This window comes from Mycobacterium avium subsp. avium (assembly GCF_009741445.1).
Classification (GTDB): domain Bacteria; phylum Actinomycetota; class Actinomycetes; order Mycobacteriales; family Mycobacteriaceae; genus Mycobacterium; species Mycobacterium avium.
In genome coordinates, this window is the sequence record NZ_CP046507.1 from 167,749 (window position 1) to 194,290 (window position 26,542).

Here is a 26,542-nt window from a genome sequence, read left to right on the forward strand (position 1 = left end):
TGTTCGGCGCGCCGAAAGCGGGCACTGTGTAGTCATGGGTGTGGTGGTGATCGGTCAGATCGGGCGCGACCTGGTGCTGCGCACCGACCGGCCGCCGACGGCCGGCGAGTCCGCCACCGTGCTGCGGCGCGAGGAGCTGCTCGGCGGCAAGGGCGCCAACCAGGCCGTCGGGCTGGCGCAACTGGGTGTGCCGGTGGCGCTGATCGGGGTGGTGGGCGACGACCAAGCCGGCACGTCGATCCTGCAGCAGGCGCAGCGCGACGGCATCGACGTCAGCAAAGTGGCGCGGCGCGGCACCACCGCGCTGCTGGTCGACGTGGTCGCCGCGCCGCCGGAACGCATGCTGCTCGAGGACGTGCCCGACAGTTCGCTGGTTCGGGTCGCCGACCTGGACCGGTCGAGCTCGCTGTTCGACACCGCCGACACCGTCTCCATTCAGCTGCAGCAGCCGGCCGCCACCGCTTTGGAAGCCGCCCAACGCGCGCGGCAGCGGGGACTGCGGGTGGTGGCCGACGGCGTGCCCGCCCCGCAGGTTCGGGCCGATCTGCTGGCGACGCTGGACGTGCTGCGGGCCGATGCCACCGAAGCGTCGATCATCGCGGGCACCGAAATCACCACGGTGGAACAGGCCTTCGAGCTGGCCGACCATCTGCTGAGCGGCGGCCCGGAGCTCGTCGCGCTGGCGGTTCCCGACGTGGGCGACCTGCTGACGTGGCGTGGCGGCAGCGAGCTTTTCGAGTTCGCCGACGTGGAAGTGGTGGATCCCACCGGCGCCGGTGACGCGTTCGTCGCCGGGCTGGTCGCCGCCCTGCGAGAGGGCGCCGCACCGCGGGAGGCGGGTCGGCGGGCGGCCGCGGCCGCCGGGGCCACGGTTCAGCGCCTGGGCGGGCGGCCCGACCTGACCGGGCTCAGGGCGTGATCGCGGGCGGGTAGGGCAGGTCGGTGCTGCGGTGCGGGTCGACGGAGACCGGGCGGCCGAGGTAGGGGAAGGCGCGTTGCGGGCAGGCCGGCCGATCGCAGATCTTGCACCCGGCGCCGATCGGCACGATCGACTCGGTGTCGCGCAGATCGATGCCGACGGAGTAGATCAGTTTGTCCGCGTGGTCCACGTCGCAACCCAGCCCGATGGCGAAGCTCTTGTGCGGGCCGAGGTAACGGCTCGGCCCGCCGCTGGTGGTGCGTGCGATCCAGAAATAGGTCCGATCGTCAGGCATCTGCGCGACCTGGGTCAAAAACTGGCCGGGCCGGGAAAACGCGTGGTGCACCACCCACAACGGGCAGTTCCCGCCGACCCGGGAGAAGTGAAAAGCGGTGGCGGACTGACGTTTCGAGATGTTGCCGGCGCTGTCGGTGCGCACGAAGATGAACGGCACCCCGCGGGCGTTCGGGCGTTGCAGCGTGGACAGCCGATGGCAGACGGTTTCGAAGCCCACCTCGAATCTCCTTGACAGCTGGTCGATGTCGTAACGGACGCGCTCGGCCGCGTCGAGGAATCTGCGGTAGGGCAACAGCAGGGCGCCGGCGAAATAGTTGGCCAGCCCGATGCGGGCCACACCGCGGGCATCGTCGCTGAGCTGATCGTCGCCGGCGATGATCGCGGTGATCAATTCCGGCTGGGTGAGCAGGGCGATCTGGGTGGCCAATTGAAAGGCACGCTGACCGGGGTGCAGCCAGCGGGCCAGGTACACCGTTTTCGACTCGGGATCGAACAGGCGCTTGGAGTTCGGGGCCAGCAGCTGGCCGTCGTCGATCACCACCGCCACACCCAACTGCTCGCCGAGCAGCCGGGCGAGCTGGTCGTCGAGCCCGCCGATTCGCAACCGGTTGTGGTCGAACATTTCCTCGGCGGCCACGTCCAGCTCGCCGATGTAGTTCTTGCGGTCGTAGAAGAAGTCCCGCACCTCCTCGAACGGCATCGGCTGATGCGGTAGCCCCGGCGTGTCCGAGATGTCCAGATTGGCGCGGCTGTACAGGGCTTCGAGATCGGCGGTGGTGTCGTGCAGCCGCCGGTGCAGATTGACCAGGGTCTGACCGATCGCCGGCATGCGCGCGACCAGCTCCTCGACCTGCCCGGGCGTCGCGGGCGTTTCGGCGAGCACCTCCCGCAGGTCGGCGATCAGGCGGGCGTCGGAGTCCGGCGCGAAGTACTGGGTGGGCAGATCGAAACGCTCGGTGAGGGTGAGCAGCACCGGGACGGTGATCGGGCGCTGGTCGTTTTCCAGCTGGTTGACGTAACTGGTCGACAGCCCCAGGGCGCGCGCCAGCGCCACCTGGGTCAGCCCCTGCTCCTCGCGCAATCGCCGCAGCCGCGCCCCGGCGAACGTCTTCGCCACCCGCACCACCCTACGCCCAGCGCCTTTCACAAAGTTCGCAAACACAGTCGGGCAAGGACACAAAATTACGCCCTTACAGGGCATTTACCGCATTCAGCCGGATGCGTAGGGTGCGGTTTATGCGCATCCACGACGTTCGAACCCGGCGCAGCGCCGAGGACTTCCCCCGCAGCGAGCACCTGGCGTGGAAGATCGCCGAGGTCGCGGCCGATCCGGTCGCGGTGCCGGCGGAGACCGAGGCGATGGTGATCAACCGCGTCATCGACAACGCGGCGGTGTCGGCCGCGTCGGTGCTCCGGCGCCCGGTGACTGTCGCGCGGGCTCAGGCCCAGGCGCATCCCGCGACGGCCAAGGGCGCCAAGGTTTTCGGGATCCGGGGCGACTACTCCCCGGAGTGGGCGGCCTGGGCCAACGGGGTCGCGGTGCGCGAATTGGATTTCCACGACACGTTTCTGGCCGCCGAGTATTCGCATCCCGGCGACAACATTCCCGCCCTGGTGGCCGTCGCCCAGCACCTGGGGGTCGGCGGCGCCGACCTGATCCGCGGCATCGCCACCGGTTACGAGATCCAGATCGACCTGGCCCGGGGAATCTGCTTGCACGAGCACAAGATCGACCACGTCGCGCATCTGGGCCCGTCCGTGGCCGCCGGCCTGGGCACCATGTTGCGGCTGGATCCCGAGACCATCTATCAGGCGATCGGGCAGGCGTTGCACCTGACGACGTCCACCCGGCAGTCGCGCAAGGGCCTGATCTCCAGCTGGAAGGCGTACGCGCCGGCCTGGGCCGGCAAGGTCGCCATCGAGGCGGTCGACCGCGCCATGCGGAAAGAAGGTGCGCCCGCACCGATTTGGGAGGGCGAGGACGGCGTGATCGCCTGGCTGCTGTCGGGTCCCGAGCACACCTATCGGGTCCCGCTGCCCGAGCCCGGTGAGCCCAAGCGCGCCATCCTGGACAGCTACACCAAGGAGCACTCGGCCGAATACCAGAGCCAGGCGCTGATCGATCTGGCCCGCCGGATGCGGGGGGGCATCGGCGATCTGAATCAGATCGCCACGATCGTGCTGCACACCAGCCATCACACCCACTACGTGATCGGCACCGGGGCGGGCGATCCGCAGAAATTCGACCCGGACGCCTCGCGGGAAACGCTGGACCACTCGGTGATGTACATCTTCGCGGTCGCCCTGCAGGACGGAACCTGGCACCACGAAAGGTCTTACGCGCCCGAACGCGCACACCGGCCCGACACCGTCGAGCTGTGGCGCAAGATCTCGACCGTCGAGGACCCCGAGTGGACCCGGCGCTACCACTCCACGGACCCGAACGACAAGGCGTTCGGGGCGCGCGCCGTGGTCACCCTCACAAGCGGTGAGGTGATCGTCGACGAGCTCGCCGTCGCCGACGCTCACCCGTTGGGGGCCCGGCCTTTCGAACGCACGCAGTACGTCGGCAAATTCCACGAACTGGCCGAGGGTGTCGTCACCGACGCCGAGCAGCAGCGGTTCCTGTCGGTCGCCGAGGGCCTGCCCGCATTGCCGCCGGGCGCGGCGGGTGAACTCAACATCGTGGTCGATCCGGCGGTGCTGGCCACCGCCCCGGCGATTCCGGGCGGGATCTTCTGATGCATGGTCTGATCGGCGCCGCCCGTTCCCCGGAACAGAAGCGGGCGCAATTGCGCGCTGGACTGGAAAGTGGCCGGCTGCAACGCTTTCCGGGCGCCTTCTCACCGCTGGTGGCCAAGCTGGTCGCCGAACTCGGATTCGACGGGGTGTATGTGTCCGGCGCCGCGCTCTCGGCCGACCTCGGCCTGCCCGACATCGGCCTGACCACCCTGACCGAGGTCAGCGGCCGCGGCGCCCAGATCGCCGCGGTCACCGAGCTGCCCACCCTCATCGACGCCGACACCGGGTTCGGCGAACCGCTGAACGCCGCCCGCACGGTGACGATGCTCGAGGACGCCGGGCTGGCCGGCTGCCACCTGGAGGACCAGGTAAACCCGAAACGGTGCGGACATCTCGACGGCAAGGCGGTGGTGCCGGTCGACGAGATGGTGCGACGGCTCCGCGCCGCCGTCTCGGCCCGCAGGGACCCGAACTTCGTCGTCTGCGCCCGCACCGACGCCGCCGCGATCGAGGGCCTGCCCGCCGCGATCGAACGGGCCCGGGCCTACGCCGACGCGGGCGCCGACCTGATCTTCACCGAGGCGCTGCAAAGCCCCACGGAATTCGAGCGATTCCGCGCCGCGCTCGACACGCCACTGCTGGCCAACATGACCGAGTTCGGCAAGTCGCCGTTGCTCAGCGCCGACCGGCTCGCCGACATCGGCTACAACGTGGTGATCTACCCGGTGACCACGCTGCGGCTAGCCATGCACGCCGTCGAGGCCGGGCTACGCGAAATCGCCGATACCGGAACGCAATCTGGCCTGCTGGACCGCATGCAGCACCGCAGCCGGCTCTATCAGCTGCTGCGCTACGCCGACTACAACCACTTCGATTCCGACATCTACAACTTCCCCCGGTAAGGAGTCGTGCCATGAGCACCCTCGAAGACAACCAGCCCCGCATCCACAAGGGCCTGGCCGGTGTCGTCGTCGACACCACCGCCATCTCCAAGGTGGTCCCGGAGACCAACTCGCTGACCTACCGCGGCTACGCCGTGCAGGACCTGGCGGCCCACTGCAGCTTCGAACAGGTCGCGTATCTGCTGTGGTACGGCGAGCTTCCCGACGACCAGCAGCTGGCGCTGTTCAGCCAGCGCGAACGAGCCGCCCGCCGGCTCAACCGATCCCAACTGTCGCTGCTGCACAAGCTGCCCGACACCTGCCACCCGATGGACGTGGCGCGCACCTTCATCAGCTCCATGGGCGCCGAGGACCCCGACGAGGACGACAACAGCGCGTCGGCCAACCACGCCAAGGCGCTGCGGATGTTCGCGGTGCTGCCCACCATCGTCGCGGCCGACATGCGCCGCCGGCGCGGTCTGGAACCTATCGCCCCGCACAGCCACATGAGCTATGCGCAGAATTTTCTGCACATGTGTTTCGGCGATGTGCCCGAGCAGGTGATCGTCGACGCGTTCGAACAGTCCATGATCCTGTACGCCGAGCACAGCTTCAATGCCTCGACCTTCGCGGCGCGCGTGGTCACCTCCACCCAGTCCGATATCTACAGCGCGGTCACCGCCGCCATCGGCGCGCTCAAGGGTTCGCTGCACGGCGGGGCCAACGAAGCCGTCATGCACGACATGCTCGAAATCGGGACCCCCGACCGGGCTGCGGAATGGTTGCAGGGCAAGCTTTCTCGCAAGGAGAAGGTGATGGGTTTCGGGCATCGGGTCTACAAGAACGGCGACTCGCGGGTGCCGACCATGAAGCAAGCCCTGCAGCGCGTCGCCGCGGTGCGCGACGGCCAGAAGTGGCTGGACATCTACCAGATCCTGGAAAGGGGAATGGCGCGGGCCAACGGCATCAAACCCAACCTCGACTTCCCCACCGGGCCGGCCTACTACCTGATGGGCTTCGACATCGGGGCGTTCACGCCGATTTTCGTGATGAGCAGGATCACCGGGTGGACGGCACACATCATCGAGCAGACCGCCTCCAACGCGTTGATCCGTCCGCTCAGCGAGTATGTCGGACCGCCGCAACGCGCTCTATCGTAAGAACCGTGTTAGCGAAAGTCCTGGTCGCCAACCGCGGGGAGATCGCGATCCGCGCGTTCCGCGCGGCCTACGAGCTGGAAATGGCCACCGTGGCGGTGTATCCCTATGAGGACCGCAATTCGGTGCACCGGTTGAAGGCCGACGAGTCCTACCAGATCGGTGAGGAGGGCCACCCGGTCCGCGCCTACCTGTCCGTCGACGAGATCGTCGGCACGGCGCTGGCCTGCGGCGCGGATGCGATCTACCCCGGCTACGGCTTCCTCTCGGAGAACCCCGATCTGGCGGCGGCGTGCGCGGCGGCCGGCATCACGTTTGTCGGCCCCAGCGCCGAGGTGCTCGAGCTCACCGGCGACAAGTCGCGGGCCATCGCGGCGGCGCGGGCCGCGGGTCTTCCGGTGCTGGCCTCCTCGCCGCCGTCGACCTCGGTGCAGGAGCTGCTGAGCGCCGCCGAGACGATGACGTTCCCGCTGTTCGTCAAGGCGGTCGCCGGCGGCGGCGGCCGGGGGATGCGCCGGGTCACCGATCCGGGGGCGCTGGCCGAGGCGATCGAGGCGGCCAGCCGTGAGGCCGAGTCCGCGTTCGGGGACGCCTCGGTGTTTCTCGAGCAGGCGGTGATCAATCCGCGGCACATCGAGGTCCAGATCCTGGCCGACACGCACGGCAACGTGATGCACCTCTACGAGCGGGACTGCAGCGTGCAGCGCCGGCACCAGAAGGTGATCGAGATCGCCCCGGCGCCCAACCTGGATCCGGCGCTGCGCGAACGTATCTGCGCCGACGCGGTGGCGTTCGCACGCAGCATCGGCTACACCTGCGCGGGCACGGTGGAGTTCCTGCTCGACGAACGCGGCAACCACGTGTTCATCGAGATGAACCCGCGCATCCAGGTGGAGCACACGGTGACCGAGGAGATCACCGACGTCGACCTGGTATCCGCGCAGCTGCGCATCGCCTCCGGCCAGACGCTGGAAGAGATTGGCTTAAGCCAGGATTCGGTCATCCCGCGCGGCGCGGCCCTGCAGTGCCGGATCACCACCGAGGACCCCGCCAACGGTTTCCGCCCGGACACCGGCCGCATCACCGCCTACCGCACCCCGGGCGGCGCGGGCATCCGGCTGGACGGCGGCACCACGCTGGGTGCGGAGATCAGCGCGCACTTCGATTCGATGCTGATCAAGCTGACCTGCCGGGGACGCGACTTCCCCACGGCGGTGCGGCGGGCGCGGCGCGCGGTCGCTGAATTCCGCATCCGCGGCGTCTCGACGAATATCCCGTTCCTGCAAGCGGTTCTGGACGACCCGGATTTTCAGGCCGGGCGCATCACCACCTCGTTCATCGAACAGCGGCCGCAGTTGCTCACCGCGCGCAGTTCGGCCGACCGCGGCACCAAGATCCTCAACTACCTGGCCGACGTGACCGTCAACAAGCCGCACGGCGAGCGCCCGTCGGCGGTGTACCCGCATGACAAGCTGCCCGACATCGACCTGGCGGCGAGCCCGCCAGCGGGCTCCAAGCAGCGGTTGACCGAACTCGGGCCGGAGCGATTCGCGGCCTGGCTGCGCGAGTCGGGCGGCGTCGGCGTCACCGACACCACGTTCCGCGACGCGCACCAGTCGCTGCTGGCGACCCGGGTCCGCACCAGCGGGCTGCTCAAGGTGGCGCCCTACATCGCACGGACCATGCCGCAGCTGTTGTCGGTGGAGTGTTGGGGCGGGGCGACTTACGACGTGGCGCTGCGGTTTCTCAAGGAGGACCCGTGGGAGCGGCTGGCGGCGCTGCGCGAGGCGATGCCGAACATCTGCCTTCAGATGCTGCTGCGCGGGCGTAACACCGTGGGGTACACGCCCTATCCGGAGACGGTCACGACGGCCTTCGTCGCGGAGGCGACCGAGACCGGCATCGACATCTTCCGCATCTTCGACGCGTTGAACAACGTCGACTCGATGCGCCCGGCCATCGACGCGGTCCGCGAAACCGGAAGCGCCATAGCCGAAGTGGCGATGTCCTACACCGGCGACCTGTCCGATCCGGCCGAAAAGCTGTACACGCTGGACTATTACCTGAAGCTGGCCGACCAGATCGTCGAAGCGGGCGCGCACGTGCTGGCGATCAAGGACATGGCCGGGCTGCTGCGCGCACCGGCGGCCGCGACGCTGGTGTCGGCGCTGAAGTCGCGGTTCGACCTGCCGGTGCACGTGCACACCCATGACACGCCGGGCGGACAGCTGGCGACCTACGTGGCGGCCTGGCAGGCCGGGGCCGACGCGGTCGACGGCGCCGCCGCGCCGCTCGCCGGAACCACCAGCCAGCCGGCACTGTCGTCGATCGTGGCCGCCGCAGCCAACACGGAGTATGACACCGGGTTGTCCCTGCCGGCGGTGTGCGATCTGGAGCCGTACTGGGAGGCGCTGCGAAAGGTATACGCTCCCTTCGAATCCGGGCTTCCGGCGCCGACCGGGCGGGTGTATCACCACGAGATCCCGGGCGGCCAATTGTCGAATCTGCGTCAGCAGGCGATTGCGCTGGGACTCGGCGACCGGTTCGAGGACATCGAAAACGCCTACGCCGGCGCCGACGCGATTTTGGGACACCTGGTCAAGGTCACCCCGTCCAGCAAGGTGGTGGGCGACCTGGCGCTGGCCCTGGTGGGTGCGGGTGTGGGCGCGCAGGACTTCGCCGAAGACCCCTCTCGCTACGACATCCCGGATTCGGTGATCGGCTTTCTGCGCGGCGAGCTCGGTGACCCGCCGGGCGGCTGGCCGGAGCCGTTGCGCACCAAGGCATTACAGGGCCGGGGGCCGGCCAAGCCGGAGCAGCCGCTGACGGCCGAGGACGAAGCGGCGTTGGCCGCCCCGGGTGCGCGACGGCAGGCGGCGCTGAACCGGCTGCTGTTCCCGGGACCGACCAAGGAGCTCGAGGAGCACCGCGAGCAGTATGGTGACACCTCGGGGCTGAGCGCCAACCAGTTCTTCTACGGATTGCGGCAGGGCGACGAACACCGCGTCGAACTCGAGCGCGGCGTGGAGTTGCTGATCGGCCTGGAGGCCATCTCCGATCCCGACGAACGCGGCATGCGCACCGTGATGTGCATTCTCAACGGGCAGCTGCGGCCGGTGGTGGTGCGCGACCGCAGCATCGCCATCGACGTGCCCGCCGCCGAGAAGGCCGACCGCGCCAACCCGGACCACATCGCCGCCCCGTTCGCCGGGGTGGTGACGGTCGCCGCCGAGGTCGGCCGGCAGGTCGAGGCCGGCCAGACCATCGCGACGATCGAGGCGATGAAGATGGAAGCCGCGGTCACCAGCCCGAAGTCGGGCAAGGTGGCGCGAATCGCCGTGTCGCGGACCGCTCAAGTCGAGGGCGGCGACCTCCTGATGGTGATCGACTAGCGGTCGTTCGATCCGCCGGTGCCGTTGATCAGGGCGGCGCGCGCCAGCGTCTGCTGCGCCATCTTCACGTGCGCGGCGTCCACCAGCACGCCGTTGACCCCGACGGCGCCGCGGCCGTTGCTCTCGGCCTCCCGGTAGGCGGCGAGATTGGCCTCGGCGCGGGCGATTTCGTCGGCGGTGGGCGCATAAACCTGGTTGGCGACAGGAACCTGGTCGGGGTGGATCGCCCATTTGCCGGTGTATCCCATCAGTGCCGCCCGCCGGGCGTCGCGCTCATATCCCGTCAGGTCGCGGTAGTCGGGATAGGGCGCGTCGATCGCGTCGATGCCGGCGATCCGCGCGGCGACGATCACCTTGTTGCGGGCGTATTGCCAGAAATCGCCGGGATATTCGCCCAGCGGCACGAAGTTGGTGTCCACCCGCGCCCCCTGGGACAGCGAGAAGTCGCCGACGCCGAAGATCAGCGCGTCCAACCGCGGACTGGCCACCGCGATCTCTTCGGCGTTGGCCAGCCCCTCGACCTCCTCGATCAACACCTCGAGCCGGATCTTGTTGCCCAGGTTGAGCTTTCCCTCCAGCTGGCTGAGCAGGACGTCGACCCACCAGACGTCGCGGGCCCGGCGCGCCTTGGGGATGATGACGGTGTCGAGGTTGCGGCCGGCCGCGGTCACCACCTCGATGAGGTCGTCGTGGCACCACGGGGTGTCGAGGCCGTTGATCCGCACCGCCCGCGCGGTGCGTCCCCAGTCCAGGTCGTTGAGCGCGCTGATCGCCTTGCCGCGCGACTCCTCCTTGAAAGCCGGCGGCACCGCATCCTCGAGGTCGAGGAACACCAGGTCGGCACCGCTTCCGGCGGCCTTGTCGAACATGTTGTCGTTGCTGGCGGGCACCGCGAGCTCCGAGCGGCGAAGAAGCTGGGTCATCGATCAAATTCCTTCTGTCACACCACGCCCCGGGCGCGTAGCTGGTCGATTTCGTCAGGGGTGAGGCCGAGCAGCTCCCCGTAGACCTCGGCGTTGTGCTCACCGAGGCGGGGTCCGAGATGCTCGACCGTGCCGGACGCCGACGAGAAGCGCGGAACGGGCGCCTGCACCGTCATCGGTCCGAGCTGTTGGTCGTCGACGGAGACGAACACCCCGCGGTGCGCCAGCTGCTCGTCAGCGACCAGGTCGCTGATGTCATAGACCGGCGCTGCGGCGACCTCGTGGGCTTCGAACACGGCCATCGCCTCCGAAAGTGTCTTGCCCGCAACCCAATCGGCGACGAGTATGTCGACTTCGCGGGCGCGTGCCAGCCGCCGCTGCGGGTCGGAGAACTCCGGGTCACCCAGCAGGTCGTCGCGGCCGATCGCCCGGAACACCCGCAGCGCCAGCGCCGGTGAGCTGCCGGACATGGCCAGCCATCGCCCGTCGGCGGTCTGGTAGGTGTTGCGCGGCGCGGAGATGTCCCACCGGTTGCCGGATCGCTCGGGCACCAGTCCCAGCTGGTCGTAGCCCAGCAGCGTCTGTTCCAGCAGCCGGGCCAGCGGGTCGATCAGGTTGACATCGATCAATTGTCCCGGCCCGCCGTGCACGTCGCGGTGATACAACGCCATCATCACCGCGTAAGCGGCATTCAGCGAGGTGACGCCGTCGGCCAACATGAACGGCGGCAGGGTGGGCGGCGTGCCGGCCTGGCCGGTGATGTGCGCGAAACCGCTCATCGCCTCGCCCAGCGTGCCGAACCCCGGCCGCTCGCTCTTCGGCCCGCTCAACCCGTAGCCCGTGATGTGCAGCATCACGAGCCGCTCATTGACCGCGCGCAGGCTCTCGTAGTCCAGTCCCCATTTGCGCAGGGTCTGGGGACGGGTGTTGAAGATGGCGACGTCGGCGTGCTCCACCAGACGGCGGACCAGCTGTTGTCCTTCCGCGCTGCGCAGGTCCAGCGTGATCGATTTCTTGTTGCGGGAGATGGACTTCCACATCAGGCCGACACCGTCGCGCTGGTTGCCCCACCCGCGGATCGGGTCGCCATGGCGTGGTTCTTCGACCTTGATCACGTCGGCGCCGAACTCGCCCAGATAGGTCGCCACCAGCGGCGCGGCGGCCAGCGTGGCCAGGTCGAGCACCCGCAGCCCGTCAAGCATGGGCCGCCCGGGCGTTGGCGGGACGCGGCAGCCCCAGATGTCCGCGCAGCGTGGCGGACCGGTATTCGGTGCGGAACAGGCCGCGGCGTTGCAACTCGGGGACCACCATGCGCACCACGTCTTCGAATGCGCCGGGCAGATGCGTTGCGGCCAGCACGAATCCGTCGCAGGCGCCGGTTTGGAACCAGTCCGCCATCTGATCGGCGACCTGCGGGCCGGTGCCAACGAACCGGGGCCCCTGCAACAGGGTGGCGCGATGGTTGGCGAGATCCCGCACGGTGACGGCGTCGCCGCCGATGTGGGCGCGTAGGTTCTGCACAAGCCCGCGGATGCCGGAGACGGAGGCCAGGATGTCGTCGGTCACCGGATCGTCGAGATCGTGTTGGGCGAAGTCGTAATTCATCAGTTCCGACAACAGCGTCAGCGATGCCATCGGATGCACCAGATCGTTGAGGAGCATCGCCTCGCGGTCCTTGGCATGGGCCTCGGACTCGCCCACCACGGCATAGGCCATCGGACAGATCCGAACCGCGGCGGGGTCGCGGCCGGCGTCGGCGATGCGGTCCTTCTGGTCGGCGTAGTGGCTGCGGGCGCCGTCGATGCCCGGATCACCGGTGAAGATCAATTCCGCCCAGCGGGAAGCGAATTCGCGGCCGCGTCCCGACGACCCGGCCTGGATGATCACCGGCCGGCCCTGCGGGGTGCGCGGCACCGTCAACGGTCCACGCGCGGAGAAGAATTCACCGACGTGGCCGAGTTCGTGCACCTTCGCGGGGTCGGCGTACCGGCCGGATACCCGATCGTGCAGCACGGCGTCGTCCTCCCATGTGTCCCACAGGCCGGTCACCACGTCCATGAATTCGTCGGCCCGGTCGTATCTTTCGTCGTGGCCGAGATGGGCGTCGACGCCGAAGTTCTGCGCCTCGCTGTCGTTGACCGAGGTGACCACGTTCCACGCGGCGCGGCCGCCGGAGAGGTGATCCAGCGACGCGAACGTGCGCGCCACATGGAACGGCGGGTAATAGGTGGTCGAGTACGTCGCGCCCAGCCCGATCCAGGAGGTGGCCTGCGCCAGCACGCCGAGGATCACGCCGAGGTCCAGCTTGACCGGGCGGGCGCCGTAGCGCACGGCCTCGCCCACCGAGCCGCCGTATACGCCCGGCATGGCGAGGCGGTCGTCGAAGAACATCAGGTCGAAGCAGCCCTCTTCGAGCTGTCGGCCGATCTTGGCGTAGTAGGCGGCGTCCAGGTAGCGGTGCTCGGTGGCCGGGTGCCGCCACGATCCCGCGTACACGGAGGTGCTGCCCGCCTGCATGAAGGCGACGAGGGCCATCTTGTCGGTGCGCATGGTTTGAAACGTAACATCTGATATTTCAGATATCAAATGTCGCGTCTGGTATTGTTCGGACGTGGCGGCGATCGACATCTCCGGGACGGTGCGGGAACGCGCGGCCCGCGAACTGCGTGACCGCATCCTGACCGGCGCCCTGCCGGCCGGTTCGCGGATCGACCTCGACGCCATCACCGCCGAATTCGCCACCAGCCGGACCCCGGTGCGCGAGGCGCTGCTGGAGCTGTCGTTCGAGGGCCTGGTTCAGGTCGCCCCGCGCAGCGGCGTCACGGTGATCGGGATCAGCCCCGAGGACGTGCTGGACAGCTTCACCATTCTCGGCGTGCTGACCGGCCAGGCGGCGGCCTGGGCGGCCGAACGGATCGGCCCCGAGGAACTGGCGACGCTGCGCGAGCTGGCCGCCGAGGTGGTCGCGAAGTCCGGTGACGACAGCATCGGCGAGGCCAATTGGCATTTCCATCAGATGATCCACCGGGCCGCGCACTCGCCGCGGCTGGCGAACCAGATCAAGCACGCCGCCCGCGTGGTGCCGACCAATTTCCTGACCTTGTTTCCCGAGCACGAGAAGCATTCGCTCGACGAGCATGCGCAGTTGCTCGACGCGCTCGGCGATAAGGACGTCGAGCGCGCCCGCGTCATCGCCGAACGACACGTCCTGGATGCCGGGCGCTCGCTGGCCGAATGGCTGGAACAGCGCCGCGACGGCGAGCGCTGAGCGCCGCCGCGTCAGCCCTTCAGCGCGGGCAGCGCCTTGTCGGTGAGCAACTGCACCGACCGCCAGGCTTCCTCGACCGGCATGCCGCCGACCAGGGGGTGCAGGACGATCGGGCCGAAATCGGGCGCGTCGCGCACCTCGGCGATCAGCTGGTCGGGAGTCAGAAAGCGGTAGCGTCCCGATGCCCGAACCTCGTCGAGGGTCTGCACGCCCGGCAGGTGCATGAGGGAACGCTGGTCGGTTGACCATCCGCCGTAGGTGACCGCCTCCCACAGGATGTGGTCGCCGAGTTCGGCCCACGCCCGCTCGGGATCCTCGTGCAGGTAGATCATGCCCCGGTTGACCGGTCCCGGCATGAGAACCACTGGGGCCAGGTCGATCTCGGCGCACAGCTCGCGGTAGTAGTCGGCGATGTCGGGGAGGTGATCGGCGAGGCTGAGCGGCAGCCGGAACCGGGCCGCGCGGCGTGCCGTGGCCCGCGCGCCCCCACCCACGTACAACGGTGGATGCGGCCGGGTCCAGGTGCCGGTGCAGATTCCCGCCGGCGCGCCACCGCCGGACCAGACGGCCAGCATCCGCTCCAGCAGGCTGTCCATCAGCGCGCCGCGTCGGCCGAAATCGGCTCCCAGCGCGTCGTATTCGACGGGCCGGTAGCCCAAGCCCACCGTGGTGTGCAGCCGGCCCCGGCTCATGTTGTCGACGAGCGCGATGTCCTCGGCGAGCCGGACCGGGTTCCACAGCGGGCCCAGGGCGCAATCCACGCTGGCGATCAGCGTCGAGGTGCGCGCCAAGAACATCGCCGCGGCCATGATCGGGTTGCAGCTCCAGCCGTGCCCGGTCGCGTGATGTTCGTCTACGCTGACCGACGTGATGCCGTGCGATTCGCCCCACTGCGCCAGCTCGAGCGCGGCGCTCATCAGCCGGCTCTGGGTGCGTGGATCACCGTGCGGGGAGGCGAAGTTGAAGCGCAGCACCGTCAGCAGCATGCCGGGGACCGCCTCACTGTGCTTCCGGCGCGGCGGTGGCCTGCAGGAAGGCGGGAAAGTCGGGAAACAGGGCGCGGTCGACGATCTCGATGCGGGTGCCCGCCGCATCGACGTAGTACGCGAACAACGCCAGATCCGGGGCGGCAGTGTCGGCCGTCGCTTCGAACGCAAACCCGTTGTCTTCCAACAGCTGTGCGCTCTGCGCCAGATCGTCGCACCAGTAGCCGAGGTGATGGACCGCGTTGCCGGGGGCGGCCGCCCAGGCGGTGCCCGGTACCTCCTGGATGAGCTCGACGTGGGGAGCTTGCAGCGAGTAGACGAAAGTCGAAGTCACTTCCCGGGTTCCGCTCACGGTGCGAAACGGCAGCGTGTAGCTGACCGGGGTGATCCACCGGTACCCGGCGAGCGCGCTCAGCCGGGCCATCGCCGCCTCGAGGTCGGGCACGATGATGCCCGTGTGATAAAAGTCCTCGGGCCGCAGCGCGAATGCCGTCATGAGTTCCTCGCTATCTGGTGGCGCAGCCAGGCACTTTCCCAGAAGTTCGTGCTGCTGGCCAGAAGTTTTTCATGGGCCTGACGCAGCACCTCGCGTGCCCCCGAGTGTTCGGCGGGCAGCAGCTGGGCGAGGTGAATCGCGTGCAGCGCGCGGTCGGCGGCCAGGTGCGCCCGGGCGCGATCGAGCAGCGCATCGGCGCCGGCCAGTTCGACCACGTCGTGGGCCACCGCGTCGAACCCGACCGGGTAGAGCTCGGTGGTGGATTCGTGGTGGAACCAGCCCGAGTAGTTCTCCCAGATGGCGCGCACGTCCCAGGAGACCTTGCCGTATCCCTGGCCCACTTCGTATTCCGTAGGCAGCGTGATTTCTCGCATCAGGGTGCGGACGTCTTTGCCGGCGTTCATCCCGGCCACCGTCTGACCGTGGAGGTAGCCGAGGGCGTCGCGCAGCCGGGTGAGCTCCTCGTCGATGCGGTCGGCACCCGCGATGGGCTCGAAGTGACCCGTCACCAGCAACTCGGCCCGCAGGCCGCGAACCCGCTCCACCGAGGCGATGGCCGTCAACGCGTCCCGGTACCGGTCGCCGCGCATGGTGACCAGGTTCGGAATATGACCGAACAGCGGCCCGAAGGTGTTCCCGCACAGGCATATTCGCTCGTCAGGTAACCAGACCACCAGCGAGTCGGTGGTTTCGCCGCCGGGCACCGAGATCAGCTCCATCCGCCGGCCGCCGAGCTCCAGGGTCAGCGTGTCCTCGAAGTCGAGGTCGACGACGGGCACGCTCTGCCCGGGCAACCGGGTGGTGCCCAGGCGCCGCTGGATGGCCTTGATGCCGCCGGCCAGGGTGTCTTTGAAGGCAAAGGCGCTGCGGCTGGCCCGGTACGGGATCAGCCGCTCGTTGTCGTCGCGCCACATCGTCCAGTTCGCTTGCGCCACAACGACGGTGTCCGGGTCGCGAACACTGTCCAGGCCGCCGACGTGGTCCACGTGGCCCTGCGTGAAGATGATGTAGCGCACCGGTGAGGAATCCACGGCGTCGAAGTTGGCGCGATGCACCGGGCCCTCGAAACCCATGCCGGTATTGACGATCACCCGGCCCTCCGCGGTGGTGAGCAAATAGGAGTTGGACAGCCCGGGCGAGCACCACAGTCCCGGGGCGATGGGGTCGGCCCGCTCCGCGGACGCCGGGCGCATCGCCTCGGCACCCGGCCTGCTCCGATAGACAGGTTCGGGCATCGCTGACTCCTTCATTCGGGGCGCACGTCGAACTTGTCGAAGTAGAAGCCGAAACGGGCGCGCAGCTCGTCGGCGGAGATGCCGAAATGGCGCTGCAACTGGTAGCGGATGCGGCCGTGCTTACCGCGCGGATTTCCGTCCAGGTAGCGCTGAAAGCGGTCGCGCACCCGCTGCGGCAATTCCACCCCGCCGCGCTCATACAGCCGTTCGATCACCGGGATCTCGTTGCCGCTCAACTGATGGAAGCTGATGTCGACGCTGCGTTCCGGGGCCACCAGGTCGCGGTCGCGGACGCAGGCGCTCAGCAGTCGGTGCACCCGGTCGCTCCAGTAGTCCAGCAGCCACTGCGGGTCAATGCTGGTGCGGCGCAACCGATCCGAGTAGGCCATCATGGTGATCGCCGACTGGATCACTGCGACGGGGTCGCGGTGCGTGAACGCGATCGTCGCATCGGGGAAGGTCGCCATCAGCGGGCCGAGCTGCTCGCAGTGCTGCGGACTTTTGAGCACCCAGGTCCGCGGCCCGCGCAGGAAGGTCAACGCCTGCAACACCTTCTTCAGGTAGGCGTAGTGCCGGGTTTGGTCCAGGCTCAGGTAGTGATCGCGCCAGGCGGGCACCCGCGCATGCCATTCCAGGACGTAGGAGGCCAGATCGAGGTCGAGCAGTTCCACTTCCTCCTCGATCGCCTCGGGAAACCGGTCGTGCATGGCGGCCACCACGGGCGCGCTGGCCATCAGCGCCTCGTGTTCCGCCTTGGCGCGGGCATACCGGGGGTCGACACCGAAGACGTCGGGGCCCTGACCACGGGCCGGGATAGGCTCCTGGCTCTCCCAATAGGGCAGTGCACGCCGGCGCGGGTCGCAGGCGATCAGGTTCACAAGATGCGTGGTGCCCGAACGCGGCATCCCGACGACGATGAACGGCTGCTCGATCGGGATGGACTCGATCTCGGGATACCGCTGGAGCAGCTCGGTCAGCGACAACCGGTTGCGCAGCAGCCGCACCACGCGCTGCCGCAGCGACCCCCGGGTGAGCTGGCGCAGCCCGTGGTCGGCTTCGATCGCCGCGACGTGGACGTGCAGACGGTCGACGAAGCCGTGCGTGTCGTCGAGGTCGGCGCCGCGCAGGCCGGCCTGCTCGATCGCCTCGGCGAGCATCCGGTCGATGTCGAGATCGACGGGCTTGGCCTCGGTGAACTCCAGGATCTGACGTTGTACGTCGGTGAGCCGGGGCGAGGTCAGATCGTCGAAGTCGATGTCGTCAACCGCGGAACCCACCGGGATCCTAGAGGTTGGCCAGGTCGTCGGGAACGTCGATCTTGTGTTCCTGTAGCGCTTCCAGCGGCACCACCTCAAGGGTGCTCTCGTGCGTCGACGCCAACACCACCGGGGCCGCGCACCCGTCGTGATGCGCGCGCAGCCAATTCAGCGCGGTCACGCACCAGCGGTCGCCGGGCAGCAGACCGGGGAACCGGTACTCGGGGACCGGCGTCAGCAAGTCGTTGCCGATGGAACGCTGGTGCTCCAGGAATTCGCCGGTCATCACGGCGCAAATCGTGTGCCGCCCAAGGTCCTGCGGTCCCGTCGAGCAACAGCCGTCGCGGTAGAAACCGGTCAGCGGATCGGTGCCACAGGGTTGCAGCGGACCGCCTAGCACGTTTCGATCAGGCACCCGTTCAGTATTGCGCTCGCGGGGGTGAAGTTTGAAGTAATTCTGCCGACTCGGTGGGATGGATTTTCCCGTGCGCCGTGATCGACGATGATGGCCGCAGGCCGCCGCAGACACCGATCGGGTTACCGGACTCGTTGTCCACCAACGGGTTAGGGCGCGACCGGGAGATTGTAACCTTGCCGACGTTCGCGATGGGCCGGGGCGCGCCGGAGGCGGATGGTCACGGATTGGTCACGATGACGGCCCGGTAACAATCGTTATCTTCAACCTGTCGCGACGCGCTGAGCAAATCCCGGGGAAATCGCCCCGAAAACTTATCGTCACATCGTGGAACGACGAACGGCCCTGAAGCTTCCCTTGCTGCTGGCGGCGGGCGCCGCAGTTGCCCGGGCGCCCCGGGCCTCGGCGGAGGAAGCTGGCCGGTGGTCGCCCGAGCGCGCCAACCGCTGGTATCAGGCGCAGGGTTGGCTGGTGGGAGCAAACTACATTCCGGCCAACGCCATCAACCAGCTGGAGATGTTCCAGCCCGACACCTTCGATCCCCGGCGCATCGACACCGAGCTGGGCTGGGCGCAGTTCTACGGTCACAACACGGCGCGAGTGTTCCTTCATGATCAGCTCTGGGCCGCCGATCAGCGCGGGTTCCAAACCCGCCTTGGGCAATTCGTCGACATCGCCGCACGACATCGCATCAAGCCGCTGTTCGTCTTCTTCGACTCGTGTTGGGACCCGCAGCCCCGGGCCGGCCGGCAGCGCCCGCCGCGGCCGGGCGTGCACAACTCCGGGTGGGTGCAGAGTCCGGGCGCCGAGCGTCTCGGCGACCCCCGCTACATCCCCGTCATGCGTGACTACGTCACCTCGGTGATGACCCAATTCCGCAACGACGACCGGGTTTTGGGCTGGGACCTGTGGAACGAGCCGGACAACCCGGCGCGGCAGTACCGCAACGTCGAACGGAGCGACAAGGAGCAGCTCGTCGCCAACCTGCTGCCGCAGGTGTTTCGGTGGGCGCGAGCGGTCGATGCCAGTCAGCCGCTCACCAGTGGGGTGTGGCGCGGGGATTGGGGACAACCGCAGGGCCGCAGCGCAATCAGCGACATCCAGCTGGCCAATGCCGACGTCATCACCTTCCATTCGTATGCCGAGCCTGCGGGCTTCGAGTCGAGGATCAACGAGCTCACCCCGCTGGGCCGGCCGATCCTGTGCACCGAGTACATGGCCCGGCCGCGGGGCAGCACCGTCGAGAGCATCCTGCCGGTGGCCAAGCGGCACAACGTCGGCGCCATCAACTGGGGCCTGGTCGCCGGCAAGACGCAGACCTACTTCCCCTGGGATTCATGGGATCATCCGTACACCTCGGTGCCCAAGGTGTGGTTCCACGACCTGATCCGGCCCGAGGGGCGGCCGTTCCAGGACATCGAAGCCCTGACGGTGCGGAAGCTGGCCGGTAACCAGACCTGAACCGTGGGAGGGCGGCCCGCGTTGCCTGACTAATTCTCAAGTGGTACACGGTATTTCGCATTCAATCCTCGGACTTCACCCGTACAGATGAGCATATCCGCGCACGGTTCGGCCCCGGAAATGCCGGGTCGCGTCGATACTCGGTCCTAGCATGGGTTTGCTGCGTTAGCCCGATCTAGGAGCACGTCATGTCGTCTGAGTACTGGGACGAAGAGGAAACCTGCGAGCTATGCGGTGGCCCGGTCGCCGTCCTGATGAAGCAGGACTACGCGCATGGCGGTGTGCCTCTTCGGCCCATCGCCCAGCGGGCTATTTGCCTGAAGGGCTGCGTGGGCCAGGTGATATCGCCCGAACGCATGCTGGATCGCGGCGCCTGACCGCACGTCCGGCGCAGCGGTGCCGCGGCGTGGGCATCGCCCTGGCAGCCGTTCCTAATCGGGAGCAGAGTCGCGACCTGGGTCGCCACGGTGATGCCCTGCACCGGCCCGCCGAGTAGTAGGGTTATACCTGCTCAGAAGGGGGCGGCGATGCTTGTCGGTGGTTGGCGGCGATTGGCGGCGCCATGCAGCTGACAAACCTGAGCGAAGCGGAATTGATCGCGTCGGCCGGGGGTGATCCGTGGGCGATCAACCAGAGCCTGCAGGCCGGCAGCCCGTTTCAAATCTCGCAGTTGGCGCAGGCCTTTCACACCGCCGGCCGGTGCACCGCCGAAGCCGACCACGCATTCGAGGACGCCCGCAAGCGCTTCGACGCCGCCTGGAATCACCAAAATGGCGACCACCCGATCAACGACTCGGACGAGGTGCAGCGCGTGACCAAATCCCTTGGCGCGCAGTCCTTGCAGCTGCCCAAGATCGGGGCCGATCTGGAAGGCATCGCCGCCTCCCTGGCCGAGGCGCAAAAGGCCGGGGCCCAGGAGATCGCCGAGTTGGAACGTGAGCTGCGCGGGCTGGACAACATCACCGGTGCGATCAACCATGATTTGACGCTTGACCTATCTGCGTCGGAACGCTCCGAATTAGAGTCACTCAAGAAGGCCGTGCACGCCGACGCCGTCGACGACGTCCGCGACGCGCTCAAGCAGATGAATTCCATTCGCAACGGCTATTCGGAAACGTTGCGCAAATCGATGGACTCTTTGCACACCGAAGGCTACGACCCTCCAACCACGGTCGACACCTGGATGGAGAGTCCGCTGAAACCGGGTGAGGTGAGGGATCTGGGACCAGTCGCCGGTACAGGTGGGGTGCCGGGCATCCCGGGGATCGGGGCCGCGGATTTGGGAGAGGTCGTCGAGATACCCGGGCAGCCCGGGAAGTACCTCGCCATCTTCGGGGATTCGTTCTCCGGAAATAAGATGGGCGATGGAGAACACTATCGGTCGGTGGCCGTGCCGGTGACCTTCGATGCCGAGGGCCACCCACATTTTGGGGCGCCATTGACGGGACCAGAAGGCAGCGGTCACGAGCTTTTTCCCATCCCGAGCGACGCGAAAGGTGTCACTGACACGCTGCCCTCGGGGACGATCACGCTGGGAGACAAAACCTACATGATGGTGACGGGCACTAAGGACGATCTAAAGCCAGTGGCTTCGTGGCTGGTCGAAGTGAATGGTGACCCGGGCAAGGGGTGGACAATGGTTCCAGGTTCATTTCGGGGCGCTGGGGACGCCCCCACCCAGGTCAGCGGGTATAAGGGCTCGGACGGCAAGGTCTACATCGCTGCCGACTCCTTCGACCGCAGTCGGGGCATCACCATGTACCGCGCGGACCCTGCGAACGTCTTCGAACGCGACAAGTGGCAGCCATGGACTGGCAAGGATTGGGGCAATCCCCGGGACCAGGCCGTACCAGTAACCACTGATCGCTATGGCGAATTTAGTTTCCGCGAGATTGATGGTAAGCCGGTATTCTCCGGCTTCAACCGAGACGCCCAAGGCGGACGCATGGAAGTACGGGTTGGACCTAATCCGACCGGTATATTCGGTAACGTACCGACCACTATCATCGCGCAGAATGGTGATCCAGGCGCTCCTAAGTTCATGCCGCAACCGTACGGTGGGTACATCATGCCAGGCTCAACCTTGGATGATATGAAAATATTTGTCAGTCAATGGAATACGGGTAAGGACGGTAATAATGTGCCGATCGGAACGCCGTACGACACGCGGGAGTTTCAAGTCAATCCGTTTCACTGACCGCGTGGCCCGCTGAGCCGGCACAGTTGATAGGAATGGTATGTTCGTAAAGACGCTCATCAGCATTAACGCACTTGTCGCCACCGCTACCGTCGGCGCGTGCACGGCGCATGCCAATCCGGTTAATTTTCCCGATCTGAGCGGATACACTCCCGCCAACGTCAAGGACTACGAAATCTCGGTGCCCAATCCTGGGCGTTCGCCTGACGCGACCGTCTATTTCCTCACACCTGATGGCATAGTCTGCAAATTCACCCTCGATCAAGCATCGTGCATTGGGAACAACTTGCCAGAGATCCCCCCTGCGGCATCAAACCCAGAAGCCGGGATGAATGGAGTCAATTGGATAGGAACCGCTAGCGGACTAAATCAGACCAGTGGAGGCGAACCGTCTCGTGTGATCAATGGGCAGACCATCAAAACACTTCCTCCGTCCCACTCGCTCACCGTGAATGGCTTCATCTGCGGCGTCGACAACTCAGGGACGACGGCTTGCAAGGACCCGCAAGGTCGGGGCTTCGTGTTGTCGCCGCATGGCTCCGGATGGCTTCCGCACGTGTGATTGCCACCTAGCCAAACCGGATTGTCGTTATGCTGCCTTGATCCTTCGCACGGTCTCGGCGAGAAGCTCATCGAGAGTACTCAGCGGCAGTGCCGGCGTCTCCCCCTTGAACAGCCATCCACCTTTGCTTGCGCTGCTTATCACGATCAGTCCTCTTACCTGAGCAACTCTGATCGCCTCGACACCTTCGCCGCACACGCTATGGCCGCGCACGTCGACATCCCTCATCCACCGATGCGTGAGCCGCACTGTGTCCACTCCCTCTGCCACAGCCGAATCCGCTTGCAGGAGTTGGCGATTCTCCCGGTCCCCGCACATGGTCGATTTCTCGGTCAAATGCGCGGTGCAGCTCGCGATCTCACGTCGCAGATCGGTCAAAAAGTCATCACCAACGTGCGCCCGGCTGATCACGACCGTCGGGTGCGGTGGCTTTCCCTTCTGATCCCACTTCGACTGGTCAAAGTCCTGCCAGCTCGCAAGGGGATCGTAGCGCGGGACGGCCGCATGGTCGTTGGACGTGCAGAGCGCCCAGAACTGTCCGCCCGGCTCGTCGGCAGACGGCCGTTTGTCGCCGGAAGCGGTGTCGATGCCAACCTCCATCGCGATTGCAGGAAGCAGCGTCGAGATCTGCGCTTGGCTCCAGTCGGCGAGTTTGGGCGGCAGAGCAGAGCGTGGCCGTGGATGCCCAGACGCCCCGATCAACTGCGACAGCAACTGGTTCCGCGATGCGGCGGACGGGTCGTTGGTTGTATACCAGGCCTGGACGATCACCTTGTTGGGTAGCACTACCGCTGCCGTGTTCGAGACATAGGGCCACTGCGACGCGACATCGCCCGATTGGTACCGGCTCAGGTGCTCGCCGGACTCGGCGACGAGCCAGCCCTGGATCCCGCTGTCATTCATCGACTGGGCCACGGCCCACATCGGACATCGACGGGCCCACGCCGCCATCGCAGTCCCGATATCATCGCCGTCGCCGGCGACCGTGAACCGAAGTCGAACGTAATCGCCACCATTGGCCGGGAACCGGTTGCTTAAAGGCCTCCCGTTGGTGTCCCTCGCGGGCTGATACTCCACATCGAGTTCGCGACCGGCCTGGGCGCCAAACCTTGGCAGGTGTTGGCACTCCTCGGGTGCAGCCTCCCGAGCGGCCGAGGGCGGCACCGAGGCGAAGCCTGGATCAGGCTGGTACGCAGCGACGCCGCCGAAGAGGTTCTCGTCGACGTCAGCCAGCCCGGGTACGCAGCGCGCCAACCGATCCGGCGCGCACGGCCCGAGTTGATCGGGCGCAGCCCTAAGGGTTGCTGGAGCCGCGGCAGGCTGCTGCTTATGCGTTGCGCACGCGCCACCGCTGAGAACAAGGGCTGCGGCAACGCAGAGTCCCGCCGGTGCACGACCGAAACCGCGCCGGACAGTCACCAGCTGCTTCCCTCCACGTGGACAAGTACACTATCCAACCGCCGACTCGGCAAGGGAGTGCCGCGGTAAACCGATTGACCCGCTTGGGTTTACGAAGCCGCGAAATCACCGACGGCGGTCATCTTGTTGCCGTCCCGGGCGGTAGCGAAGCCACCCGCAGTGAATCCGCAATTCAGGATGATCGCCCGGTGCGGAGGACTCTGCATCCACATGTCGAGGGCTTCGCCGGGAGTCGCGGCGGAACCGGTTGCCCAGAAGACGATCTCACCCGAATACCTGCTGCGATAGCCCGCGGCGGCGATGCGCGCCTGCGGCGACGAGCCGTCGGAACCAATGTGTCCGTTCACCCCGTTGCGCAGCATGTCGTCGGCGTGCTGCTGCGCGGCTTCCGTCAAACGTGGGTCCTCGGCGATCGGTCCGCACGCCTGGCGAAGCTGGTTGATGCCGTTGTACAGCACCCCCGGGTCGTCCGCGCGGGCGGCGATGCCGCCGAATGCGCCGGAAGCGGTCATGAAGGCAGTACAGATCGCGAAGACAGCGGCGATCTCGGCTTTCCGTGTCATGGCGCCTCGTGCCCGCATGCTCGTTTATCTGTTTTAGATAACGAAATGTTACCCGTTCGCGACCATCAGGGGTCGAGATCGGCCGAGCGGTCCTAGTGGCCGACGTTGTGCACCAGATCGATGGCGTACTGATTCACGAAGTTGCCCGCCGGCGGATCGCCCTTGCCGCATGATCCGTCGGACTCGCCGGGACGCTTGATCCACAAGTAGGCGTCGGCGTGCGCACCGGCGGTGGCCGCGGTGGGCGGGGTGCCCAGGGCGCGACCGCTGGGGTTGCACCAGTTGAGGTCGGAGTCGGGTGCCGGTCCGGCCCCGTTGCGGGAGGTGTCGATCACGTAGTGCGCACCATTGGTGAGCCCGGAAATGGCTTCGCCGTAACCGATTTCGTCCTCGGTGGTGTAAAAGTTCGCGGTGTTGACGCTGAATCCTCGCGCGTGTGCGACGCCGGCCTGATTCAGCCTGGCGGCCATGTCCTCGGGACTGTGCCAACGCAGGTGCCCGGCGTCGACGTACACGGCCGCGTTCGGATCGCGGGTCAGCGTGTCAACGGCGTAGCGAACCAGGTCGAAACGTTCCTGGCGCTGATCGCCCGACAGGCAGTCGGCCATCGCGAGCGCATCGGGTTCGACGACGATCGCCACCCTCGAGGCGCCCACGCCGGATGCGATGCCGTCGATCCACCCGCGGTAGTCGTCGGCCGACGCCATGCCGCCCGCGGCGAAGCTGCCGCAATCGCGGTGGGGGATTCCATAAATCGCCAAAACCGGGATGGCGCCGGCAGCGTTGGCGTCGCCGACGTACTTCCCGACCGTCGCCGCCGAGCCGCCCGGGACGATCCAGTACGCCTGCGGCGTGTTGGCGATGGTGGTCAACTCGGGACTCGGCGGATCGGCGCTCTGCGCGGCGCGCATGGCGGCCGAGTTGGGATTGACATAGAACGGCGCCCCGGCCAACGGATTGCCGTCGGCGGCCAGGCGGATCGCCGGCGCCGGTTCGGCTACCGGGCCCATGCCGACCAGGGCCGCAACCGTGAACAGAGGGACGATCCATCGCGCGACCGCGCCGGCAGCTGAGAATGTCACCCAAGGAAAATTAGTGGTTCGGAATGATGGAGCGCCAACCGGGGACGGCTACGGCCATCGGCTCACACCGAACCGCAACGCGCAGCTCGGCCGAAAAGTTTGGCGGTGGCGGAGGGATTTGAACCCTCGGACGGTGTTAGCCGTCACACGCTTTCGAGGCGTGCTCCTTAGGCCGCTCGGACACGCCACCGTCGAGCAGCTTACCGAACGTCATGCCGGTCACCCCAATCGCTGGCGGGCGAAGAAGCCCTCCAGCAGCGCGGCGCACTCTCGCTCCAGCACCCCGCCGCGCACTTCCGGGCGGTGGTTGAGCCGCCGATCGCGCACCACATCCCACAGCGATCCGACCGCTCCGGTCTTGGGCTCCCAGGCACCGAACACCAGCCGGGCGATGCGCGCGAGCACCAGCGCGCCCGCGCACATGGTGCACGGTTCGACGGTGACGGCCAGCGTGGCGCCTTCCAGCCGCCACCCGTCCCCGAGCGCGGCGGCCGCCGCCCGCAGCGCCAGGATTTCGGCGTGCGCGGTCGGATCCCCCAGCGCCTCGCGCGCGTTGACCGCCCGGGCCAGTTCGGTGCCGTCGGCGCCGACCACCACCGCGCCGATGGGCACGTCGCGGGGACCCGCCGTCGCGGCAACCGCCAGCGCGGAACGGATCAGGTCTTCGTCAGAAATCACCGACCGAGGCGGTCGATCACCGCCGACAGCTGATCGGCGAAGCCCATCTCGCGGGCAATGCGGCCCAGCTGCTCGTCGGCGTACAAATCGGTCTCGTCGAGGATGACACCCAACACCGCCTCGGGCAGGCCGATGTCGGAGAGCAGGCCTAAGTCGCCCTCCTCGAAGGGATCTGAATCCTCGAGGTCCTCCGGGTCGATGTCGGCGTCCAGCTTGTCGAGCACCTCGGCGGCGATGTCGTAGTCCAGCGCGGCGGTGGCGTCCGAGAGCAGCAACCGCGTGCCCGACGGCGCGGGCCGCACGATGACGAAGAATTCGTCGTCCACGTCGAGCAGCCCGAACACCGCGCCGGAGCTGCGCAGTTCGCGCAGTTCGGTCTCGGCGGCCGACAGGCTCGTCAGCGACTTGGGGGCCATCGGGGCGCAGCGCCACTGCCCCTCTTCACGCACCACCGCGACACCGAAACCGTCCGGCGTGTCCGCGGACAGGCCCTGGGCAGAGGCCCGTTGTGCTCCCATGGCCGCTTACGGTAGTCCCTGACCAGGCCCCCTGACCAGATGGAGCACGAGCGCCCCGACATCTGCACGCGGCGCCGCGCGCCGGATGTGCCAAC

At 67.3% G+C, this 26,542-nt stretch carries 24 protein-coding genes and 1 tRNA gene; 10 read left to right on the plus strand and 15 right to left on the minus strand.

Translation table 11 applies throughout. The annotated features are described in order from the left end of the window. Positions 1–34: 34 nt before the first annotated feature. Entirely contained in the window at positions 35–919 is an 885-nt protein-coding gene (locus MAA44156_RS00865; RefSeq protein ID WP_009974569.1) for a ribokinase, read from the plus strand. Here MAA44156_RS00865 and MAA44156_RS00870 read toward each other — a convergent pair. Next, positions 909–2,342 carry a short-chain fatty acyl-CoA regulator family protein gene (locus MAA44156_RS00870; RefSeq protein WP_009974563.1) on the minus strand — a complete coding sequence of 478 codons (1,434 nt, stop codon included), beginning with the start codon at positions 2,340–2,342 and terminating at the stop codon, positions 909–911. The genes MAA44156_RS00865 and MAA44156_RS00870 overlap by 11 nt on opposite strands. A 110-nt stretch (positions 2,343–2,452) precedes the next feature. On the opposite strand from MAA44156_RS00870, the gene prpD reads away from it, so the two are divergent. The 4 genes from prpD to MAA44156_RS00890 are packed head-to-tail and all read left to right on the plus strand — an operon-like array spanning position 2,453 to position 9,388. Then, entirely contained in the window at positions 2,453–3,958 is a 1,506-nt protein-coding gene (gene prpD, locus MAA44156_RS00875) for a 2-methylcitrate dehydratase PrpD (RefSeq protein ID WP_031351809.1), read from the plus strand. Then, positions 3,958–4,860 (plus strand): methylisocitrate lyase, encoded by a 903-nt coding sequence (prpB, locus tag MAA44156_RS00880; protein ID WP_009974562.1) that lies wholly within the window; start codon positions 3,958–3,960, stop codon positions 4,858–4,860. The genes prpD and prpB overlap by 1 nt, the downstream gene beginning before the upstream one ends. 11 nt (positions 4,861–4,871) lie before the next feature. Continuing rightward, complete coding sequence (locus MAA44156_RS00885) at positions 4,872–5,999, plus strand: bifunctional 2-methylcitrate synthase/citrate synthase (protein ID WP_009974560.1); 1,128 nt, start codon at positions 4,872–4,874, stop codon at positions 5,997–5,999. 5 nt (positions 6,000–6,004) lie between these two features. Then, positions 6,005–9,388 carry a pyruvate carboxylase gene (locus MAA44156_RS00890; protein ID WP_023880448.1) on the plus strand — a complete coding sequence of 1,128 codons (3,384 nt, stop codon included), beginning with the start codon at positions 6,005–6,007 and terminating at the stop codon, positions 9,386–9,388. Here MAA44156_RS00890 and MAA44156_RS00895 read toward each other — a convergent pair. From MAA44156_RS00895 to MAA44156_RS00905, 3 genes are read right to left on the minus strand one after another with little or no spacing between them, the layout of a single operon-like run. Continuing rightward, entirely contained in the window at positions 9,385–10,311 is a 927-nt protein-coding gene (locus MAA44156_RS00895; protein WP_009974559.1) for an HpcH/HpaI aldolase/citrate lyase family protein, read from the minus strand. The genes MAA44156_RS00890 and MAA44156_RS00895 overlap by 4 nt on opposite strands. A 17-nt stretch (positions 10,312–10,328) precedes the next feature. Continuing rightward, positions 10,329–11,513, minus strand: a complete 1,185-nt coding sequence (locus MAA44156_RS00900) for a CaiB/BaiF CoA transferase family protein (RefSeq protein WP_009974558.1) — start codon at positions 11,511–11,513, stop codon at positions 10,329–10,331. Beyond that, positions 11,506–12,861, minus strand: coding sequence for an LLM class flavin-dependent oxidoreductase (locus tag MAA44156_RS00905; protein ID WP_009974557.1), 1,356 nt, complete (start codon positions 12,859–12,861; stop codon positions 11,506–11,508). Before MAA44156_RS00905 ends, MAA44156_RS00900 begins: the two co-directional genes overlap by 8 nt. 61 nt (positions 12,862–12,922) lie before the next feature. On the opposite strand from MAA44156_RS00905, the gene MAA44156_RS00910 reads away from it, so the two are divergent. After that, the gene (locus tag MAA44156_RS00910) at positions 12,923–13,579 is read left to right on the plus strand and encodes a GntR family transcriptional regulator (RefSeq protein WP_009974553.1); all 657 of its coding nucleotides are present in this window, start codon (positions 12,923–12,925) and stop codon (positions 13,577–13,579) included. Positions 13,580–13,590: 11 nt separating this feature from the next. On the opposite strand, the gene MAA44156_RS00915 is transcribed toward MAA44156_RS00910, so the two are convergent. From MAA44156_RS00915 to MAA44156_RS00935, 5 genes are read right to left on the minus strand one after another with little or no spacing between them, the layout of a single operon-like run. Further along, complete coding sequence (locus tag MAA44156_RS00915; protein WP_009974552.1) at positions 13,591–14,565, minus strand: LLM class flavin-dependent oxidoreductase; 975 nt, start codon at positions 14,563–14,565, stop codon at positions 13,591–13,593. 13 nt (positions 14,566–14,578) lie between these two features. After that, positions 14,579–15,061: a VOC family protein gene (locus MAA44156_RS00920; RefSeq protein ID WP_009974551.1), complete on the minus strand. Its 483-nt coding sequence runs from the start codon at positions 15,059–15,061 to the stop codon at positions 14,579–14,581. After that, entirely contained in the window at positions 15,058–16,296 is a 1,239-nt protein-coding gene (locus MAA44156_RS00925) for an MBL fold metallo-hydrolase (protein WP_023880450.1), read from the minus strand. Before MAA44156_RS00925 ends, MAA44156_RS00920 begins: the two co-directional genes overlap by 4 nt. 11 nt (positions 16,297–16,307) lie before the next feature. Continuing rightward, on the minus strand, positions 16,308–17,573 hold the full coding sequence (locus tag MAA44156_RS00930; protein WP_009974549.1) for a sulfotransferase family protein: 1,266 nt from the start codon (positions 17,571–17,573) through the stop codon (positions 16,308–16,310). A gap of 7 nt (positions 17,574–17,580) precedes the next feature. After that, positions 17,581–17,967: a DUF2237 family protein gene (locus MAA44156_RS00935; RefSeq protein ID WP_009974548.1), complete on the minus strand. Its 387-nt coding sequence runs from the start codon at positions 17,965–17,967 to the stop codon at positions 17,581–17,583. A gap of 327 nt (positions 17,968–18,294) precedes the next feature. Here MAA44156_RS00935 and MAA44156_RS00945 point away from each other — a divergent pair, with 327 nt between their 5' ends. From MAA44156_RS00945 to MAA44156_RS00960, 4 genes are all read left to right on the plus strand, one after another. Next, positions 18,295–19,428: a glycoside hydrolase 5 family protein gene (locus MAA44156_RS00945; protein ID WP_023880451.1), complete on the plus strand. Its 1,134-nt coding sequence runs from the start codon at positions 18,295–18,297 to the stop codon at positions 19,426–19,428. Positions 19,429–19,616: 188 nt separating this feature from the next. Then, complete coding sequence (locus tag MAA44156_RS00950; RefSeq protein ID WP_009974545.1) at positions 19,617–19,805, plus strand: hypothetical protein; 189 nt, start codon at positions 19,617–19,619, stop codon at positions 19,803–19,805. 185 nt (positions 19,806–19,990) lie between these two features. Beyond that, positions 19,991–21,625 (plus strand): putative alpha/beta hydrolase, encoded by a 1,635-nt coding sequence (locus MAA44156_RS00955; protein WP_029248348.1) that lies wholly within the window; start codon positions 19,991–19,993, stop codon positions 21,623–21,625. 40 nt (positions 21,626–21,665) lie between these two features. Next, on the plus strand, positions 21,666–22,187 hold the full coding sequence (locus MAA44156_RS00960) for a hypothetical protein (protein WP_023880452.1): 522 nt from the start codon (positions 21,666–21,668) through the stop codon (positions 22,185–22,187). Between the two features lie 27 nt (positions 22,188–22,214). Here MAA44156_RS00960 and MAA44156_RS00965 read toward each other — a convergent pair whose 3' ends face one another. From MAA44156_RS00965 to MAA44156_RS00990, 6 genes are all read right to left on the minus strand, one after another. After that, positions 22,215–23,111 carry a hypothetical protein gene (locus tag MAA44156_RS00965; RefSeq protein WP_009974539.1) on the minus strand — a complete coding sequence of 299 codons (897 nt, stop codon included), beginning with the start codon at positions 23,109–23,111 and terminating at the stop codon, positions 22,215–22,217. A gap of 584 nt (positions 23,112–23,695) precedes the next feature. Further along, the gene (locus MAA44156_RS00970) at positions 23,696–24,169 is read right to left on the minus strand and encodes a CAP domain-containing protein (protein WP_009974538.1); all 474 of its coding nucleotides are present in this window, start codon (positions 24,167–24,169) and stop codon (positions 23,696–23,698) included. 92 nt (positions 24,170–24,261) lie between these two features. Then, positions 24,262–25,251, minus strand: coding sequence for a glycoside hydrolase family 6 protein (locus tag MAA44156_RS00975; protein ID WP_023862022.1), 990 nt, complete (start codon positions 25,249–25,251; stop codon positions 24,262–24,264). Positions 25,252–25,351: 100 nt separating this feature from the next. After that, a tRNA-Ser gene (locus MAA44156_RS00980) sits at positions 25,352–25,441 on the minus strand. Positions 25,442–25,470: 29 nt separating this feature from the next. Beyond that, a complete protein-coding gene (locus tag MAA44156_RS00985; protein WP_009974536.1) occupies positions 25,471–25,929 on the minus strand; it encodes a nucleoside deaminase in 459 nt (152 codons plus the stop codon). After that, positions 25,926–26,447, minus strand: coding sequence for a tRNA adenosine deaminase-associated protein (locus MAA44156_RS00990; RefSeq protein ID WP_003874138.1), 522 nt, complete (start codon positions 26,445–26,447; stop codon positions 25,926–25,928). The genes MAA44156_RS00985 and MAA44156_RS00990 overlap by 4 nt, the downstream gene beginning before the upstream one ends. Positions 26,448–26,542: the final 95 nt, after the last annotated feature.

Excerpts from the sequence above, each read along its gene's own strand:
- MAA44156_RS00950 (WP_009974545.1), top strand. The coding sequence starts at position 19,617 with ATGTCGTCTGAGTACTGGGACGAAGAGGAAACCTGCGAGCTATGCGGT.
- MAA44156_RS00900 (WP_009974558.1), bottom strand. The coding sequence starts at position 11,513 with ATGCTTGACGGGCTGCGGGTGCTCGACCTGGCCACGCTGGCCGCCGCG.
- MAA44156_RS00960 (WP_023880452.1), top strand. The coding sequence starts at position 21,666 with ATGTTCGTAAAGACGCTCATCAGCATTAACGCACTTGTCGCCACCGCT.
- prpB (WP_009974562.1), top strand. The coding sequence starts at position 3,958 with ATGCATGGTCTGATCGGCGCCGCCCGTTCCCCGGAACAGAAGCGGGCG.
- MAA44156_RS00955 (WP_029248348.1), top strand. The coding sequence starts at position 19,991 with ATGCAGCTGACAAACCTGAGCGAAGCGGAATTGATCGCGTCGGCCGGG.
- MAA44156_RS00905 (WP_009974557.1), bottom strand. The coding sequence starts at position 12,861 with ATGCGCACCGACAAGATGGCCCTCGTCGCCTTCATGCAGGCGGGCAGC.
- MAA44156_RS00965 (WP_009974539.1), bottom strand. The coding sequence starts at position 23,111 with ATGTGGGCCGTGGCCCAGTCGATGAATGACAGCGGGATCCAGGGCTGG.
- MAA44156_RS00970 (WP_009974538.1), bottom strand. The coding sequence starts at position 24,169 with ATGACACGGAAAGCCGAGATCGCCGCTGTCTTCGCGATCTGTACTGCC.
- MAA44156_RS00885 (WP_009974560.1), top strand. The coding sequence starts at position 4,872 with ATGAGCACCCTCGAAGACAACCAGCCCCGCATCCACAAGGGCCTGGCC.
- MAA44156_RS00920 (WP_009974551.1), bottom strand. The coding sequence starts at position 15,061 with ATGACGGCATTCGCGCTGCGGCCCGAGGACTTTTATCACACGGGCATC.
- MAA44156_RS00895 (WP_009974559.1), bottom strand. The coding sequence starts at position 10,311 with ATGACCCAGCTTCTTCGCCGCTCGGAGCTCGCGGTGCCCGCCAGCAAC.
- MAA44156_RS00865 (WP_009974569.1), top strand. The coding sequence starts at position 35 with ATGGGTGTGGTGGTGATCGGTCAGATCGGGCGCGACCTGGTGCTGCGC.
- MAA44156_RS00925 (WP_023880450.1), bottom strand. The coding sequence starts at position 16,296 with ATGCCCGAACCTGTCTATCGGAGCAGGCCGGGTGCCGAGGCGATGCGC.
- prpD (WP_031351809.1), top strand. The coding sequence starts at position 2,453 with ATGCGCATCCACGACGTTCGAACCCGGCGCAGCGCCGAGGACTTCCCC.
- MAA44156_RS00915 (WP_009974552.1), bottom strand. The coding sequence starts at position 14,565 with ATGCTGCTGACGGTGCTGCGCTTCAACTTCGCCTCCCCGCACGGTGAT.
- MAA44156_RS00990 (WP_003874138.1), bottom strand. The coding sequence starts at position 26,447 with ATGGGAGCACAACGGGCCTCTGCCCAGGGCCTGTCCGCGGACACGCCG.